This is a genomic window from Rhodococcus sp. IEGM 1366 (genome assembly GCF_033142425.1).
Classification (GTDB): domain Bacteria; phylum Actinomycetota; class Actinomycetes; order Mycobacteriales; family Mycobacteriaceae; genus Rhodococcus_F; species Rhodococcus_F globerula.
The window spans coordinates 741,298-756,762 of the sequence record NZ_JAWLRZ010000001.1; the positions used below are offsets into that span (position 1 = coordinate 741,298).

Here is a 15,465-nt window from a genome sequence, read left to right on the forward strand (position 1 = left end):
ATCGATTTCCGGAGTTACATCGGCGAAATCCCACCTCCCTACTCTCGAGTTGAACCACTTGGTTCAACTCGACGTAGGGAGTCACGAATGTTCTCTTCTCAACTGACCACGGCCAGTATCGTTCCCCGGCGCGTGGACACCGTGGCGGCAGTTCGGGCAGCCATCGCGCTTGACGGCGCGGCGGTGTTCGGCGGACTGCATACGGAAACCGACGCCATTGCGTTTGCGTCGAAGTTACTCGGTGACAAGTACATTCGCGTCGGACGCCAGTTCGAGGCAACAGCCCGCAGCCAGGACGCGGAAGCTGCAGTTGTCGACGAGCAGCCGGTGGACAAGCGTGGCCGCAAGCGGTATTTCGACATGTCGCCGGACCGTATGACGGCGCACAACGACGGCTTTGCCTTTGGCGACTACGCGCCCGATTATCTGTTCCTGTGGTGCAAGCAGCCGGCGCTTCCCAGTGGTGGAGATTCGTTCCTGATCGATGCGGTCAAACTCACCAGACTGCTGGCACTGGATCCGTCCACGGCGGAGCTTGCGGACTTCTGCAGGAGCGTGGACATCGACCATTCCGAACCGAACTTTCAGCAGTCCACGTTCTCGCCCATCGCCAGGACGGTTGCCAGTGGTCGTGAGCAGGCGAGATACCACCCCTTCCTCGCGCCGATCGAGGGTGAATCCGAAGATGCGCAGTGGCCGATGGTCCGCAAATGGAGCGAGACGGTGACTTACGTGCGCGACAGTGGACCGATGTTCCGCGCCGAGGCCGGCGAGATGATCTGCATCGACAACTACCGCGTGCTGCACGGCCGTGACGGATACACCGATCCGAACCGTGAGTTGTACTCGATCTGGGGATGGTCGACCGAAGCCGTCGCGGTTCCGCAGCAGGCCCTCGACATCGTCCAACCGGACCTTGCGGCGCTGGCTATGTAATCGGTTCCGCAGCAGCGATGATCGACTCCGTCAGATGCCGAGCGGCGCGATTGACCAGTGTGCTGTCACCACCGCCGATCAGCGTCATCTGGAACCCGCGCCACGCGGCCACGATTTCGTGTCCCAAAGTTTCGGCAAGTTCGGCGTCGACGCCGGTTTCGGCTATGGCACGGGCGGTTTCGTCGGCCCACTCGTTTGCGACGCCCTCGAGGAGTGGTCGGTACTGCTCCGAGTCGAATGCGGCCACTCCGAAGAGTTCGAAGAAGAGCCGATGGTAGGCAACAAGTTCGGGGTCGGCGAGGATGTCCCACGCGCCGTGGAGACGGTCCGCGATGGGGATCTCGGAATCGCGGATCAGATCGAGGAGGTGGGCTATTCCGGAAAAGCGAAGCCCGGCGCGGCGTAGTGCCTCGAGGAGCAAACCGGCCTTGCTCCCGAAGTAGTAGAGGAGCATGCGATTGTTGGAGCCGAGGGCGCGACTCAACCCGCGGAGCGTTGCAGAGGAGACGCCGAACTCGAGCACGTAGTCGGCAGCAAGGTCGAGAAGGCGATCGCGCTCTGCGCTCTCCGGACTACTCACCGCTCGACTCTACTTCTCGGGCGGCACCAAGCCGTGGACTGTGAGCACCTCGAGGACATCCTCGGGGTTGGTGCCCAGATCCCAGCGTCCGAAGATCAACAGTTTCTCGGTGTCGGTCGCACGGTCCACGATGTCGATCTCGAGCATGGGGACGCGTCGACCCAGACGCGGGTAGCGCACCAGGCGCACCCGGTCGATCTGTGGCCGGGGAAACACGTGGCGGGCGAGTAAACGCTGCACGGCGATAGCTGGGGTGCCGTTGTCGTCGATCACGGCGAGTCGCGGACGCTGCTTCAGGGCGAGCCCGGCCATCACGAACAATCCGATCACGGCAAGGGCGAGAAGGAACCGTCCGGCAGTCTCCGTCGGCACCACGATCGCGGCGATCGCAAGCGCGATTCCACCCGCGAACATCGCGTAGACAGCACCCATCGGAGTGGCCCACGAGACTACGTCCGAGCCGTTGTCACGAGGCTGTGGATGAAATTCATCCTCGAGCATGTGGATAACTTCCTAGGTTGTCCACAGGAGTTATCCACACTGGGGATGAATGACACCCATGTAATTGAAAGCCGGTCACGATCAGGACTAAATCGGGAACGCGCAGGTCAACGCCATTTCATGGTCATGATGAGTCCGACCACCATGAATCCGAAGCCGATCAGGAAGTTGTACGCTCCCAAGTCGTTCATCCATGTGATCGAATCTGCGGCCAAGTAATACACAATCAACCATGCCAATCCGACAAGCATGAAACCGAGCATCACCGACACGTACAACGTGCTCGACGGACCCATCTTCACCTTGACCGGAGTGCGGTTCGCCGGGTTGATCGTGTAGTCGTTCTTCTTGCGTACCTTCGACTTGGGCATAACGTCCTCGCTCTTACGGTGTGACCTGCATATGTGTACCTACACGCTAACGTAGCTGGGTCCGGCCGGTCACGGGCCGACTGGGCATGACAGCGGAAGAACCAGGACAGGAACTAGGAGAGTGACGTGGGACAAACCGTCAGGTCCACCGGGTCACGCAACACCGGGTTACGCACCTTCTGGCGCGTCGGTGTCCTTGTTGTCTGCCTCGTGGCGGGACTGATGGCCGCAACCGCTACGCGTTCGGCCGAAGAAAATCAGCTTCAGGTCACCGACAGCACCAGGCTCTCCGATCTTGTGCGCAGCGCACAGGCAAACGCCGACGGTATTTCCACGACCCGAGACGAACTCTCGGCACAACTGAACGCACTTCAAGTGGAGGCCGCGCGGTCCGATGACGGTGTTGCCGAGGCGCTTGCGCAACTCGACGCGATGGCCGTCGACGCGGGTCTGACGGCCATGACCGGACCCGGTGTAGTCGTCACCATGACCGACGCTCCGCGTAATGCGGATGGCAAGTATCCCGTCGACGCCACCCCGGACGACCTCGTGGTCCATCAGCAGGACGTCCAGAGTGTCCTGAACGCACTGTGGGCGGGCGGAGCCGAAGCGGTCGGGATGCAGGACCAGAGAATCGTGAACACGTCGGCGCCGCGGTGTATCGGCAACACGCTGCTCCTGCATGGTCGGACGTACAGCCCGCCGTACGTGATGCGGGCGATCGGCAACACCGAACGGCTCGAGGCGGCGTTGGCCGGCGAACCGGGAATTCGCGTGTTCAAGCAGTACGCCACCAGGTTCGGTCTCGGCTATACCCAGGCGAGTTCGGGCGAGATCACAGTGCCCGCGTACACCGGCGGTTAGCTCGGGCGTTTACCCTGCTCCTATGAGGATTCTCGTCGTCGACAACTACGACAGCTTTGTGTTCAACCTGGTTCAGTACCTGGGTCAGCTCGGAACCGAAGCCGTGGTGTGGCGTAACGACGATCCGCGACTGACCGCTCCGGGCGGGCTTCATGCGGCTGCAGAGCAGTTCGACGGCATTCTCCTGAGCCCCGGCCCCGGCACTCCGCAGCGTGCGGGAGTGACCATGGACCTGGTGAAGGTGTGCGCCGATACCAAGACGCCGGTGCTCGGTGTCTGCCTCGGCCATCAGGCGATCGGCGCGGCTTTCGGAGCCACCGTGGATCGTGCACCGGAGTTGTTGCACGGAAAAACGAGCAAGGTTCTTCACACGAACGTCGGCGTTCTGGCCGGTTTGCCCAATCCGTTCACTGCGACGCGCTACCACTCGCTGACGGTCCTCGAGGACACCATTCCCGACGAACTGGAAATCACCGCGCACACCGAGAGTGGCGTCGTGATGGCGATGCGCCACCGCGAACTTCCCATTCACTGCGTGCAGTTCCACCCCGAATCCGTCCTCACACAGGGTGGGCATCGGATGCTGGCCAACTGGTTGACGGTATGCGGCGAGGCTCCACCGGAAGCGCTTGTCGCGGCCCTCGAAGCTGAGGTCGCGTCGGCGCTCGGTGGAGCCCTGCCGGCAATACTCTGATCTACCGACTCTGACCTATCGGTTGGGAATTCCCAACGCTCCCACACTGACCGTGACGACCGCGTCCTTGGAGATCTCGGACCCGGCGGGCTGAGTCTGCGAGAGAATCTTGCCGACCATTTCCGGTGTCAGTGTGGTGGTCTGCGTCTGCACCAACTGGGCGGCCGTTCCCGCCCAACCGGCTGCACGGAGCGTGGTCAAAGCTTCGGAGACGGTCTTGTTGGTGAGATCGGGAATCGCGATCTTGTTGCCGTTAGACACCCGGAGCGTCACCGTCGAGCCCTTGGTGGCAGAGGTTCCACCGACAGGATCAGTGGAGACGACCTGGCCTGCAGGCAGTCTTGAGTCGATCTCGGTTATCGACACGACAAATCCGGCGCCTTCGATGTTGGGTCGCGCCACCTCTTCACGCTGGCCCGTGACGTCGGGAACGCGGACCTGTTCGGGACCGGAACCGACGGTGATCGAGACAGCCGAATCGAGAACAACCGAAACACCGACCGCCGGATCTTGACCGACAACCTTGTCCACCTCGGCGATCGTCGACGGCGCCTGACCGATCGTGGGATCGAGTCGCAGGCCGATGGCGTTGAGTTTGCGTTCGGCGTCGTCCTGGCTCAATCCGGTCAAGCGCGGGATGGCGACCTGCTCCGGTCCGGTGGAGACGTCGAGCGTGACGGTGCTGCCCTTTTCGAGGTTGACTCCGCCGACCGGGCGCGTAGTGATCACATTGCCCGGCGCAACAACCTTGTCGGTCTTGTTCTGCCGCTCGACGTTGAAGCCGGCGTTGCGGAGAGTCGCCTCCGCGGAATCGGCGGGCTGATTGGTCAGGCCCGTCGGCACGGCGACGGTTTCCGTCTTCGGCGAGTTCACCTGCCACAGGAAGGCACCGATCAACGCGATGACGATGACGGCGGCGAAGCCCATCAACGCGTAGCGCAGACCTTTCTTCTTGGCCGGCGGCTCCGGTGCCCGCCTACTCGCGGCGGCGGTGGTGACGGGAGCAACGGGATCAGCTGCGGTGCGGAGATTTCCGGTCTCGCTGCCGACGGCACCGAGAATCGTGGTGCGATCCTCGTCGTTCATCACCATCGGCGCGCTCGGACGCTGGCCGCCAAGCACCCGAACCAGATCGCTTCGCATGTCGCCCGCGCTCTGGTAACGGTTGGCGGGGTTCTTGCTCATCGCCTTGAGGATGATCGAATCCAGCTCGCGCGGAATGTCGGGGTTGATCTCCGACGGCGTCGGCGGATCCTCACGGACATGCTGGTACGCCACGGCAACGGGAGAGTCGCCGGAGAACGGCGGCTGACCGGTCAGGACCTCGTACAGCACACAGCCGAGCGAGTAGACGTCCGAACGTGCGTCGACCTGCTCGCCGCGAGCTTGCTCGGGTGAGAGGTACTGGGCGGTGCCGATCACGGCAGCCGTCTGCGTCATCGGGCTGGACGCGTCGGAGATCGCTCGGGCGATACCGAAGTCCATCACCTTCACGGCGCCGGCGCGGTTGATCATGATGTTGGCCGGCTTGACGTCACGGTGGACGATGCCGTTGCGGTGACTGAAGTCGAGTGCGGCGCAGACGTCCGCGATCACTTCCATCGCATGACGCGGCGCCATCGGGCCGTTGCTGCGCACGATGTCACGCAGGGTGTCGCCGTCGACGTACTCCATCACGATGTACGGCAGCGGTCCCGCGTCGGTCTCGGCCTCACCGGTGTCGTAGACGGCCACGATCGCCGGGTGATTCAGTGCGGCAGCATTGTGTGCCTCACGACGGAACCGCAGGTAGAACGTAGGGTCACGCGCGAGGTCGGCCCGCAGGACCTTGATGGCTACATCTCGGCTGAGGCGGAGGTCGCGTGCCAGATGAACCTCGGACATTCCACCGAAGCCGAGAATCTCACCCAGCTCGTATCGGGAGGAGAGATTACGAGGTGTCGTCATTCGTCTTGTCCTAGCGGTTCTTCTGCAGCGTTTGTCGTGGTGGTTGTAGTTGTCGTGGTGGTGGTGGTCGTGGTGGTGGTCGGCTCGGTGGTGGTCGTCGTAGTCGGCACCGTTGTTGTCGTGGTGGTCGGCTCGGTCGTTGTTGTCGTCGGCCGAGTTGTCGTGGTGGTCGGCTCGACGGTTGTGGTGGTGGGACGCGTCGTTGTTGTCGTCGGCCGCGTTGTTGTCGTCGTGGGACGCGTGGTTGTCGACGACGTCACGACGGCCGGCGAGGAATTGTCAGGGCCGTCCGTCGCGATCCACACGCCGCCGATGATCAACGCCAGAGCGATCAAACCACCGCCGGCCCACGCCATCGCCTTCTGGCCACTGGTCAGTCCACCTGCTGCGGCCGCATCGTCAGCGGCCATCGCGGCCGGACCCGCGTAGCCGGCGGTCGGGGGCATTATCTGAGTGGCGCCCGTCGGCGGCAGCGTGCCGCCCTGGCCCAATCCTGGTGGCGGCGGACGCCTTCCAGCGCGGACGGCTGCGACGGCGTCGGCGAATTCGCCACCGTTTGCGTAGCGACCGGCCGGGTCCTTGGTCAACGTGATGTCGATGAGTTCGCGGATGTTGGGCGCCAGGTCGGCCGGCATCGGAGCCGGAATCTCCTGGACATGCTTCATTGCGACGGTCAAAGCGCCGTCGCCGGTGAACGGGCGACGGCCTGAAAGTGCTTCGTAACCAACGATTCCCAGCGAGTACACGTCACTGGCCGACGTGGCGTCCTGCCCGAGGGCCTGCTCGGGAGCGATGTACTGGGCGGTGCCCATCACCATTCCGGTGCGCGTGACAGGCGCGCTCTCGACGGCCTTCGCGATACCGAAATCGGTGATCTTGACCTGACCTGCGGGTGTGATGAGGATGTTGCCCGGCTTGACGTCCCGGTGCACCACACCTGCATCGTGCGCAACCTGCAGCGCCCGACCGGTCTGCTCGAGCATGTCCAGCGCATGCGGAACCGCAAGACGGCCGACGCGCGCCAACACGGCATTGAGCGGTTCGCCGTTGACCAGTTCCATCACCAGGTAGGCAGTGGAATCTCCTGAGCTGTCCCGAGTCTCGCCGTAATCGTAAATACCGGCAATGCCAGGATGATTCAGCTGCGCTGTGGTGCGCGCCTCGAACCGGAAACGTTCCAAGAACTCCGGATCGGACGAGAACTCGGACTTGAGTACCTTGACGGCAACGCGTCGATTGAGCCGGGAATCCGTGGCTTCCCAGACCTGTCCCATACCGCCGGTGGCGATGAGACGGTTCAGTCGGTAACGATCGGCGATCAAAGCGCCATTGTTCAACGCCATGGTTCAGCCCCCTTGTATTCCGGCTGCGATAACTGCTCGACCGATCGGTGCAGCCACCGAGCCACCGGTAGCGGCAAGTCCGCGGTCGCCACCGTTCTCGACGATGACGGCGACTGCAACCGTCGGATTCTGAGCCGGTGCAAACGCGATGTACCAGGCATGCGGCGGTGTTTCGCGCGGATTCACGCCATGCTCGGCGGTGCCTGTCTTGGACGCGATCTGGACGCCGGGGATCTTGCCCTCGCCGCCGGTGAAGTTCTCCGAGCCGATCATCAGATCGGTCAGAGTTGCCGCCACCGTCGGTGAAATCGCCTGGCCCATCGATACCGGGGCCGGTGCACTGAGTTCGGTCAGGTCCGGTGCCTGCAGTTGGGAAATCAGATTGGGAGCCATCCGCACACCGCCGTTGGCGACGGTAGCGGCGATCACGGCATTCTCGAGCGGCGTCACAGCGACGTCGCGTTGACCGATACTGGTCTGTCCGAGGGCCGCGTCGTCGGGGATGTCGCCGACGGTGCTGTCTGCGACCGACAACGGGATGGCGGGAGTGTTGGGGCCGATGCCGAATGCCTTGGCCTCGTCCTTGATGGCGTCGGCGCCGTCCTTGATACCCAGCTCGACGAATGCGGTGTTGCAGGAACGCGCAAACGCGTCACGCAGCGACGCCGTCGGATTGGATCCGCAGGTGCTTCCGTTGTAGTTCTCGAGCGTGGTGCTGGTTCCGGGCAGCGTGATCTGCGGCGCCGCAGTCAACTGATCCTCCGGGGTAGCACCGTTCGTGAGCGCAGCCGAGGTGGTGATCACCTTGAACGTCGAGCCGGGCGGGTAGGTCTGGGAAATCGCCCGGTTCACCAACGGATCGGCCGGGTCAGCGTTCAGTTCGTCCCACGCTTTTGTCGTCTCGGCGCCGTCGTGGCCCGCAAGCAGGTTCGGGTCGTAGCTCGGTGTGCTCACCATGCTCAGGATTCGGCCGGTGCTCGGCTCGATCGCAACGACGGAACCGGTGTAGCCCTTGCTGGTCAACTGGTCGTAGGCAACCTGCTGCATTGCCGGATTGAGAGTTGTCACGACGTTTCCGCCGCGCGGATCGCGACCGGACACCAGATCGAAGAATCGCTGGCTGAACAACCGGTTGTCCGAACCGTTGAGGATCGGATCTTCGGTGCGCTCGAGGCCGGTGCTGCCGTACTGCATCGAGTAGAAGCCGGTCACCGGCGCGTACGGGTACGGATTGGGGTATTCGCGCAGGTACTTGTACCGATCCTCGGTGATGCTGGACGAGGCCAGTACCTGACCGGCAGCGGAGATCTGACCGCGCTGGCGTGAGTACTCGTCGAGCAGCACCCGCGAGTTGCGGGGGTCGGCCCGCAGGTCATCGGCTTTGATGACCTGAACGTAAGTCGCGTTGGCGAGGAGTGCGACAACCATCAACATGACGGCCATCGCGACGCGGCGTAGGGGAATGTTCATACGCGCGGCATCATCTCGGTATTGGCGTCGGCGATAGGGGGCGGACCCTTCTTCTTGGCAACTGCCGGCGCGCGGGCCGCGTCGGAGATTCGGATGAGGATGGCCATCAGGAGGTAGTTCGCGAGAAGCGACGAACCGCCGTACGACATGAATGGCGTCGTCAAACCTGTGAGCGGAATCAGCTTGGTGACGCCGCCGACGACGACAAAGATCTGGATCGCGATGGTGAACGACAAGCCTGCGGCAAGCAGCTTGCCGAAGCTGTCACGCACGGCCAGTGCCGTGCGCAGGCCACGAACGATCAGGATCAGGAACAACATCAAGACAGCAGCGAGGCCGATGAGCCCCAACTCTTCGCCGATGGTCGCGATGATGAAGTCGGTCTTGGCGAACGGCACCTGATTGGGCCGGCCACTGCCCAAGCCTGTACCGGCGATACCGCCCGTGGCCAGGCCGAACAGCGACTGCGAAATCTGATAGCCGGTATTGGCGTAGTCGCCGAGCGGATCGAGCCACGTGTCGACGCGCACGCGGACGTGGCCGAACATCTTGTAGGCGAAGAAGAATCCGATGGCGAGCAGTCCGCCACCGATCACGAGCCACCCCACGCGCTCGGTGGCGATGTACAGCATCACCAGCACCGTGCTGAACAGCAGCAACGACGTACCGAGGTCGGTCTCGAACACGAGCACCCCGACGGACACGATCCAGGCGAGCAGGATCGGACCGAGATCGCGGGCACGCGGAAAGTCCATGCCGAGGAAGTGCTTGCCGGCCGTGGTGAACAGATCGCGCTTGGCAACCAGGACCGACGCAAAGAAGATGATCAGCAGGATCTTGGCGAACTCACCAGGCTGAATACTGAATCCGGGCAGGCGAATCCAGATCTTCGCGCCGTTCACACTCGAGAACTTCGCCGGCAGGATTGCCGGGATCGCCAAAAACACCAGTCCGGCCAGACCCAGCGTGTAGCTGAACCGGGCCATCAACCGGTAGTCCCTCAAGAACACCAGTAGCAGAACAAAACCCGCAATCGCCAAGGCCGTCCACATGACCTGCTGGTTAGCGTCCGGCGATGGCGCTTCGACGCCGTTGTACAGCGCAGTCTGTTGGTCGGCCAGGTCCAGACGGTGAATCAGGACCAGGCCGAGGCCGTTGAGCAATGCCACGATCGGCAACAGCAACGGATCCGCGTACGGCGCATATCGCCTGATCGCCAAGTGCGCAATCAGGAACAGACCCGTGTACGCCAGCGCGTACTTCGCCAGATCCAGAGTGATCTTCTGCTCCTGGCTTGCCTCCACCAGCAGCAGTGACACCGTGGTGATGATGACTGCAAACCCGAGCAGCATCAGTTCCATGTTGCGCCGAGTGGACTGGACCGGCGCCGGAGCAAAACCTCCGGGCGGGCTCGGAAAAGCCGTCCCAGCAGTGGCGTTGGACGACATCAGTTGACCGTCCTGCAAGTCTGACCGGGAATTCCGGTCGGTGTCGGTGTCGGAGTGGTGGTTGTTGCCACGGGAGGCACAGGCTCTACCGGTGGCGGCGGCGCTTCGGTAGTCGGAACCACCGCTGTTCCCACCGGCGGCGGCGTCGGAGTCGCCGAAGTCGTGGTGGACGGAATCGATTCACAACGAGGCAGAAGGTCGCCGCCGATGAGCCGGATCATCTGGCTCTGCGCGTCCGTACGATTGCCCGACGGCAGCCCGGCCCTGACCTGTTCCTGCGCCGACGGCTGCAGATCGGTCACCTCGAGGATGTTGCAATCGCCCGGGATCTCGTTCGGGGAGACAAGCGTCAGGACGTCGTCGTCGCCGACGCACCCGATCAGGTCAGCTTCCTGCAGAGAGTAACCGAGGACTGAACCGGGAATTCCGCGCAGCACCGTGACGCGGCCCTCGTCGGCTCCGACGTAGTAGTTGTTGCGGATAACGGTGCGTCCGATGACGGCGCCAACTCCGATCACCGCGAGCAGCACAACGGCGATAACCACCCACCACAACCGGTTCCGCTTCTTCTTCGGTTCGGGTTCAGGCTGGGAAACAACACGTTTGGGTGTCGCGCGCGGTGGACGCATAGCGGCAGCGCGTCCGGCAGCGGTATTGGGAGGAGGAGTGAACTCTTCTTCCTCGGTGGACGCGGCGCCCGCGACGATGGGACGTGACTGTCCGTAATCGAGGTCGATGACGTCGGCCACGACGACGGTGACGTTGTCCGGACCGCCGCTGCGCAGGGCCAACTCTATGAGTCGGTCCGCGCACTCTTCCTGCGAGCCCTCGCGCATCGTGTTCTCGATGGTTTCGTCGCTGACCACGTCGGACAATCCGTCGGAGCACAGGAGATAGCGGTCGCCGGCGCGGGCTTCGCGCATGGTGAGCGTCGGCTCGATCTCGTTGCCCGTCAGCGCGCGCATGATCAGCGACCGCTGCGGGTGAGTGTGTGCCTGTTCTGCTGTGATCCGGCCCTCGTCGACCAAGGACTGAACAAAAGTGTCGTCGCGGGTGATCTGCGTCAGATGGTTGTCGCGCAGCAGATACGCGCGCGAGTCACCGATATGCACCAGGCCGAGCTTGCTGCCCGAGAAGAGAATCGCGGTGAGCGTTGTCCCCATGCCGTCGAGTTCAGGTTCTTCCTCGACATGATCGGCAATGGAGTCGTTGCCCTCACGCGTTGCCACCTCTAGCTTGCCGAGCAGATCCTCGCCGGGCTCGTCGTCGTCGAGATGGGCAAGTGCCGCGATCATCAGCTGCGACGCAACTTCACCGGCCGCGTGGCCGCCCATACCGTCGGCCAGAGCCAGGAGGCGAGCGCCCGCGTACACGGAATCTTCGTTGTTGGAGCGCACCAGACCACGGTCGCTGCGCGCCGCGTAGCGGAGAACAAGGGTCACGGGCGTAACTCGATTACCGTCTTGCCGACACGGACCGGGGTACCCAACGGGACCCGCACAGCCGTGGTGACCTTGGCGCGGTCCAGGTAAGTGCCGTTGGTGGAACCAAGATCTTCGACGTACCAGTCGGCCCCGCGTTGGGAGAGCCGCGCATGGCGCGTCGACGCGTAGTCATCGGTCAGGACCAGCGTGGAATCGTCGGCGCGACCGATCATGACGGGTTGCGAACCCAACGTGATGCGAGTGCCGGCGAGAGCGCCTTGTGTGACGACCAGATAGCGAGGCACCTTCGTTTTACCGAGGGAGGGGAGGACTTTCCCGGCGCGTGTGTACCGCTGAGGAACACGCACTCCGGAGCCGGCGTAGATATCCGACCGCAGCGTGCGCAGGACTGCCCAGACGAACAGCCACAAGAGGAGCAGAAAGCCTGCCCGTGTGAGTTGCAGAATCAGGCCCTGCACGGCTGTCCACCTCCTTCTATGGCTCGATCCCCGCCGCAGCAAGGGTTCGAGCGTTGTCGACTGGCAGCATCATATGGGGCACGGGGCCCCGAAAGATCACGATACTGACATGCAGTGCCGGAGGCGCGCCGACGGACCGCCCTATGTTCGATTGTTATCGGAATATTCGCCAGCAACCTTCGTCACACTCAGAGGATACGGACCAAGATCTCGGAGTGACCAGCGCGAATGATGTCGCCGTCTGCGAGTTGCCAGTCCTGAACCGGCGCCCCGTTAACTGTGGTGCCGTTCGTGGAACCGAGATCGGACAGCATTGCCGTCCGGCCGTCCCAGCGGATGTCGATGTGACGACGTGAAACACCGGTGTCGGGAAGGCGGAACTGCGCTTCCTGGCCGCGGCCGATGATGTTGCTGCCATCGCGGAGCTGGAAGTGGCGTCCACTGCCGTCCTCGAGCTGGAGGGTTGCCGTCACAGCAGCCTGCGGGGCTGCGGGCGCGTAACCACCCTGGTTGTAACCCTGCTGGGCGTACGACTGCGTCTGGTCGTAGTTGCCGCCCTGATTGTTGTATGCCTGCTGGTCGTAGCTGCCCTGATCGTAAGACTGAGCGTCGTACGGCTGCTGCTGGTAACCCTGCTGGTCGTAGCTGCCCTGATCGTAAGACTGGGCGTCGTACGGCTGCTGCTGGTAACCCTGCTGGTCGTAACCACCCTGGTACGCCTGCTGGTTGTAACCGCCCTGGTCGTAGGACTGCTGATCGTAGGCAGGCTGCTGGTAGCCGCCCTGCTGAGCGTCGTACGGCTGCTGCTGGTAGCCCTGCTGGTCGTAGCTGCCTTGGTACGCCTGCTGGTTGTTGTTGTACGGCTGCTGCTGGTAGCCCTGCTGGTTGTACCCGCCCTGGTCGTAGGGCGCCTGCTGCGGCTGATCGTCACCGGTGCGGTAACCGTCGCCGCGGTCGTACCCGTTCTGCGGCGGCGCTTCCTGGCCCCGTGGTGCCGGGTAGTTGCCGTCGTCGTGTGAGTATCCGTTGCGCGCCGGCTGCTGATCGGGCTGGCGACCAGCCGGTTCGCGGCTGGACTCGTAGCCTGAGTTCTGCGTCATGGTGCCGGCTCCTGGTTGTGACGGGACTGGATTCGAAACAGGGGGAACAATAGGTGCAGGTGATTGTGGCGGTCGAGACGATACCTGCGGAACATTGGACCGGGGCGATGCCTGATCGGCATCGTCGTCCGGGTCGACAGTGCCGCGGGTGCGGAACTGACCGGTATGCAATGTAGGCGAGGGCTCGAAAGTCACCGAAATATCGCCATACGTCTGCCAGCCCTGATCTCGGATGAAATCCTGCAGATGCCGGCTGAAAGCCTTGATAGTGAGGTCGCGGTCGGCCGCCAACTCCTCGTGATCCGAATTGTTGATCGTGATCACATAGTGGTTGGGGGCAAGGAGAATTCCGCCGCCGAGGTGCTCGACGCGGTCGCGCGCTTCCTGTTGGAGCGCAGCCTCTACTTCTTGCGGTACGACGCCGCCGCCGAAGACACGTGCGAATGCGTCGCCGACAGCTCCTTGAAGCTTTCGCTCAAAACGCTGAACGATGCCCATCGGGGTCTCCTCTCGCTTCGCATTTCCCGGTGGAAAAATGCTCGGCAACTAGCGCCGGCATCGCCCACTCGCGTGTCGTTCGAACTGCTGTCAGGTTCCACGGTACTGTCAAACGGCTGTTCGGCAGTATCTGCCTCTGGTTCCTGCATGATATCGGTTCCTCCCACTGAAGTACCCTGTGTTCTTCGTTTCATGCCGTGACCAGTACGAATAGAAGTTTCAAATGTTGTCGTGATAATGTTTCGACGTTGCTCGGGCGAGTGGCGGAATGGCAGACGCGCTGGCTTCAGGTGCCAGTGTCCTTAGGGACGTGGGGGTTCAAGTCCCCCTTCGCCCACCACAGACGAGGCCACGAACTCTTTCGAGTTTGTGGCCTCGTTTTTTGTTGGTTGAGGTAGTCCGGAAATTACGCGTTGTTCTGTCGTCGGACCATCTCGTTGATCCAGATGGGTGCAAACGGAGATGTGCAGTTCGGGGGAGTCGGGTAATCCTCGAGTACCCGCAGCCGTTCGCCTATGTCGATTGCCCGGGCGCGGTACTCGGCGTGCTCGATCCCGATCTGAGCCAGGGTGTGGTTCATCGCCCACTGCAAGCGATCGGGGGCGTCCTTCATCTCCGCCTCGATGACGTCGAGCAGACGCGTTAGGTCGAGGCCATCGGGCTTCTTCGCCACTCGTTCGGTGGTCAGGGCCCAGCCGGCGCTGGCTACCACTGGATCCGGATCCTCTGACCAAGCCAGACGCAGTTCCTCGGAGTGCGGGTTCTTCTTCACTACGTAGTTCACGAGCCAGTCGTGAACCTTGGGAGTGCGGGCCTCCCGCAACATGGCGTCCAACTCGTCGCGGTCGAACGCCTTCGGACGGCAGATCAGGATCGCCAGCAGGCGCGCGGCGGTGTCGTCCGTCTTCCAAAGCTGTTGTGCGAGTTCTTGCTGCGTCTTCAGCCGCTTCGCGAGGGCACGCAATTTGCTGAGGTTCACGCCATGATCGTCGCCGTGCTTCTCGTTCACCGCGCGGGCTTTCGGATCCTCGAGTGCGGCCAGTTCGGCGATTACCTCGGCCACTGTTGTAGCGGCTACCCCTGTTGTATCGGCCACCCCTGTTGTATCGGCCACCTCAGCCTCCTGCCCTTTGCCTGTGAGATCTCAGTCTAGGAGGGCAGTGTCGTCAGGAGGGCAGTGTCGTCGACCACGGTCTCCAGTGGCCATCCGTCGGCGGTTGCACCGGTCCGGCACGAAGCTCGGCGGCTTTCTCCCTGGACAGAGAGGACTTGCCGCTACGACCCCAGCCATTGCCTTCCCAGGAATGTTCGAGCACTGGCCGAAGATTGCCGGTGATGCGTTCGGAGAGTTGCCCAGCAGTCAGCGCTTCGGAGTATTCAGCCAACTCCCGCAAGGTGGATTCTGCGTCCTCACTGCACGCGTCGCATCCGCAGGAGGGGAGCGCGATGTGCTGCCACGCACCGACGTCGAGATACAACCCGGGAAACGAGGTGAAGGTGATCGCGAGCGGTGCCTGGTCCACGTGAACTGGAGTTATCTGTACAGACTCCAACGTCGCGACGCTCTTGGACTTCGACGGTGCCGCCGGACCGCGGGAAATCGTCACGTCGAACCTGGATACCAGATCGCGGATCAACTCTTCGGCAGCCGATATCAACGGAGCAAACCGTTCCGGGTTCGTGACGCGCCCGTATGCCTCTTCGGGTGGATCGTCCAACGTTGTATCCCTCCGCTTTGTCCGAAAAGACGTCCCCGCGGGGACGTTTCGATCAGAATCTACGCAATTCAGACGGATACTGCTTGTAGTCG

The 15,465-nt window shown here is 62.8% G+C and carries 15 protein-coding genes and 1 tRNA gene; 4 read left to right on the plus strand and 12 right to left on the minus strand.

Annotation, left to right across the window (positions count from 1 at the left end; translation table 11 throughout):
• The first annotated feature begins 87 nt into the window (after positions 1–87).
• Complete coding sequence (locus tag R4P64_RS03635; protein ID WP_317819310.1) at positions 88–936, plus strand: TauD/TfdA family dioxygenase; 849 nt, start codon at positions 88–90, stop codon at positions 934–936.
• On the opposite strand, the gene R4P64_RS03640 is transcribed toward R4P64_RS03635, so the two are convergent.
• The 3 genes from R4P64_RS03640 to crgA all read right to left on the minus strand — a co-directional run bounded on the left by R4P64_RS03640 (position 929) and on the right by crgA (position 2,388).
• Entirely contained in the window at positions 929–1,516 is a 588-nt protein-coding gene (locus tag R4P64_RS03640) for a TetR/AcrR family transcriptional regulator (RefSeq protein ID WP_051730599.1), read from the minus strand. The two genes, R4P64_RS03635 and R4P64_RS03640, sit on opposite strands and share 8 nt — an antisense overlap.
• Positions 1,517–1,525: 9 nt before the next feature.
• Complete coding sequence (locus R4P64_RS03645; RefSeq protein ID WP_033235328.1) at positions 1,526–2,017, minus strand: PH domain-containing protein; 492 nt, start codon at positions 2,015–2,017, stop codon at positions 1,526–1,528.
• A gap of 107 nt (positions 2,018–2,124) precedes the next feature.
• Positions 2,125–2,388: a cell division protein CrgA gene (gene crgA / locus R4P64_RS03650; protein WP_033235329.1), complete on the minus strand. Its 264-nt coding sequence runs from the start codon at positions 2,386–2,388 to the stop codon at positions 2,125–2,127.
• 222 nt (positions 2,389–2,610) lie between these two features.
• Here crgA and R4P64_RS03655 point away from each other — a divergent pair, with 222 nt between their 5' ends.
• Both R4P64_RS03655 and R4P64_RS03660 read left to right on the plus strand, forming a co-directional pair.
• Positions 2,611–3,252 (plus strand): DUF881 domain-containing protein, encoded by a 642-nt coding sequence (locus tag R4P64_RS03655; protein WP_317819745.1) that lies wholly within the window; start codon positions 2,611–2,613, stop codon positions 3,250–3,252.
• Positions 3,253–3,274: 22 nt separating this feature from the next.
• The gene (locus R4P64_RS03660) at positions 3,275–3,946 is read left to right on the plus strand and encodes an aminodeoxychorismate/anthranilate synthase component II (protein WP_172937736.1); all 672 of its coding nucleotides are present in this window, start codon (positions 3,275–3,277) and stop codon (positions 3,944–3,946) included.
• A gap of 15 nt (positions 3,947–3,961) precedes the next feature.
• On the opposite strand, the gene pknB is transcribed toward R4P64_RS03660, so the two are convergent.
• From pknB to R4P64_RS03695, 7 genes are all read right to left on the minus strand, one after another.
• Positions 3,962–5,893, minus strand: a complete 1,932-nt coding sequence (pknB, locus tag R4P64_RS03665; RefSeq protein ID WP_317819312.1) for a Stk1 family PASTA domain-containing Ser/Thr kinase — start codon at positions 5,891–5,893, stop codon at positions 3,962–3,964.
• Positions 5,890–7,236, minus strand: a complete 1,347-nt coding sequence (locus R4P64_RS03670; RefSeq protein ID WP_317819313.1) for a protein kinase domain-containing protein — start codon at positions 7,234–7,236, stop codon at positions 5,890–5,892. Before R4P64_RS03670 ends, pknB begins: the two co-directional genes overlap by 4 nt.
• A gap of 3 nt (positions 7,237–7,239) precedes the next feature.
• Complete coding sequence (locus tag R4P64_RS03675; RefSeq protein ID WP_033235333.1) at positions 7,240–8,706, minus strand: peptidoglycan D,D-transpeptidase FtsI family protein; 1,467 nt, start codon at positions 8,704–8,706, stop codon at positions 7,240–7,242.
• Positions 8,703–10,154, minus strand: coding sequence for an FtsW/RodA/SpoVE family cell cycle protein (locus tag R4P64_RS03680; protein WP_317819314.1), 1,452 nt, complete (start codon positions 10,152–10,154; stop codon positions 8,703–8,705). The genes R4P64_RS03675 and R4P64_RS03680 overlap by 4 nt, the downstream gene beginning before the upstream one ends.
• On the minus strand, positions 10,154–11,596 hold the full coding sequence (locus tag R4P64_RS03685) for a PP2C family serine/threonine-protein phosphatase (RefSeq protein ID WP_317819315.1): 1,443 nt from the start codon (positions 11,594–11,596) through the stop codon (positions 10,154–10,156). The genes R4P64_RS03680 and R4P64_RS03685 overlap by 1 nt, the downstream gene beginning before the upstream one ends.
• Positions 11,593–12,057: an FHA domain-containing protein FhaB gene (locus R4P64_RS03690; protein ID WP_033235336.1), complete on the minus strand. Its 465-nt coding sequence runs from the start codon at positions 12,055–12,057 to the stop codon at positions 11,593–11,595. The genes R4P64_RS03685 and R4P64_RS03690 overlap by 4 nt, the downstream gene beginning before the upstream one ends.
• A 188-nt stretch (positions 12,058–12,245) precedes the next feature.
• Positions 12,246–13,655, minus strand: coding sequence for a DUF3662 and FHA domain-containing protein (locus R4P64_RS03695; RefSeq protein WP_141485318.1), 1,410 nt, complete (start codon positions 13,653–13,655; stop codon positions 12,246–12,248).
• 254 nt (positions 13,656–13,909) lie between these two features.
• Between R4P64_RS03695 and R4P64_RS03700 the strand changes: the two genes are divergently transcribed.
• Positions 13,910–13,995 (plus strand) — tRNA-Leu (locus R4P64_RS03700).
• 66 nt (positions 13,996–14,061) lie between these two features.
• Here R4P64_RS03700 and R4P64_RS03705 read toward each other — a convergent pair.
• The gene (locus R4P64_RS03705) at positions 14,062–14,769 is read right to left on the minus strand and encodes a DNA alkylation repair protein (protein ID WP_411742629.1); all 708 of its coding nucleotides are present in this window, start codon (positions 14,767–14,769) and stop codon (positions 14,062–14,064) included.
• A 52-nt stretch (positions 14,770–14,821) separates the two neighbouring features.
• On the minus strand, positions 14,822–15,373 hold the full coding sequence (locus tag R4P64_RS03710; protein ID WP_317819317.1) for a DUF6226 family protein: 552 nt from the start codon (positions 15,371–15,373) through the stop codon (positions 14,822–14,824).
• Positions 15,374–15,465 lie beyond the last annotated feature (92 nt).

Coding starts and splice junctions, on each gene's coding strand:
- R4P64_RS03635 (WP_317819310.1), top strand. CDS start 88: ATGTTCTCTTCTCAACTGACCACGGCCAGTATCGTTCCCCGGCGCGTG.
- R4P64_RS03645 (WP_033235328.1), bottom strand. CDS start 2,017: ATGCTCGAGGATGAATTTCATCCACAGCCTCGTGACAACGGCTCGGAC.
- crgA (WP_033235329.1), bottom strand. CDS start 2,388: ATGCCCAAGTCGAAGGTACGCAAGAAGAACGACTACACGATCAACCCG.
- R4P64_RS03655 (WP_317819745.1), top strand. CDS start 2,611: ATGGCCGCAACCGCTACGCGTTCGGCCGAAGAAAATCAGCTTCAGGTC.
- R4P64_RS03660 (WP_172937736.1), top strand. CDS start 3,275: ATGAGGATTCTCGTCGTCGACAACTACGACAGCTTTGTGTTCAACCTG.
- pknB (WP_317819312.1), bottom strand. CDS start 5,893: ATGACGACACCTCGTAATCTCTCCTCCCGATACGAGCTGGGTGAGATT.
- R4P64_RS03670 (WP_317819313.1), bottom strand. CDS start 7,236: ATGGCGTTGAACAATGGCGCTTTGATCGCCGATCGTTACCGACTGAAC.
- R4P64_RS03675 (WP_033235333.1), bottom strand. CDS start 8,706: ATGAACATTCCCCTACGCCGCGTCGCGATGGCCGTCATGTTGATGGTT.
- R4P64_RS03680 (WP_317819314.1), bottom strand. CDS start 10,154: ATGTCGTCCAACGCCACTGCTGGGACGGCTTTTCCGAGCCCGCCCGGA.
- R4P64_RS03695 (WP_141485318.1), bottom strand. CDS start 13,655: ATGGGCATCGTTCAGCGTTTTGAGCGAAAGCTTCAAGGAGCTGTCGGC.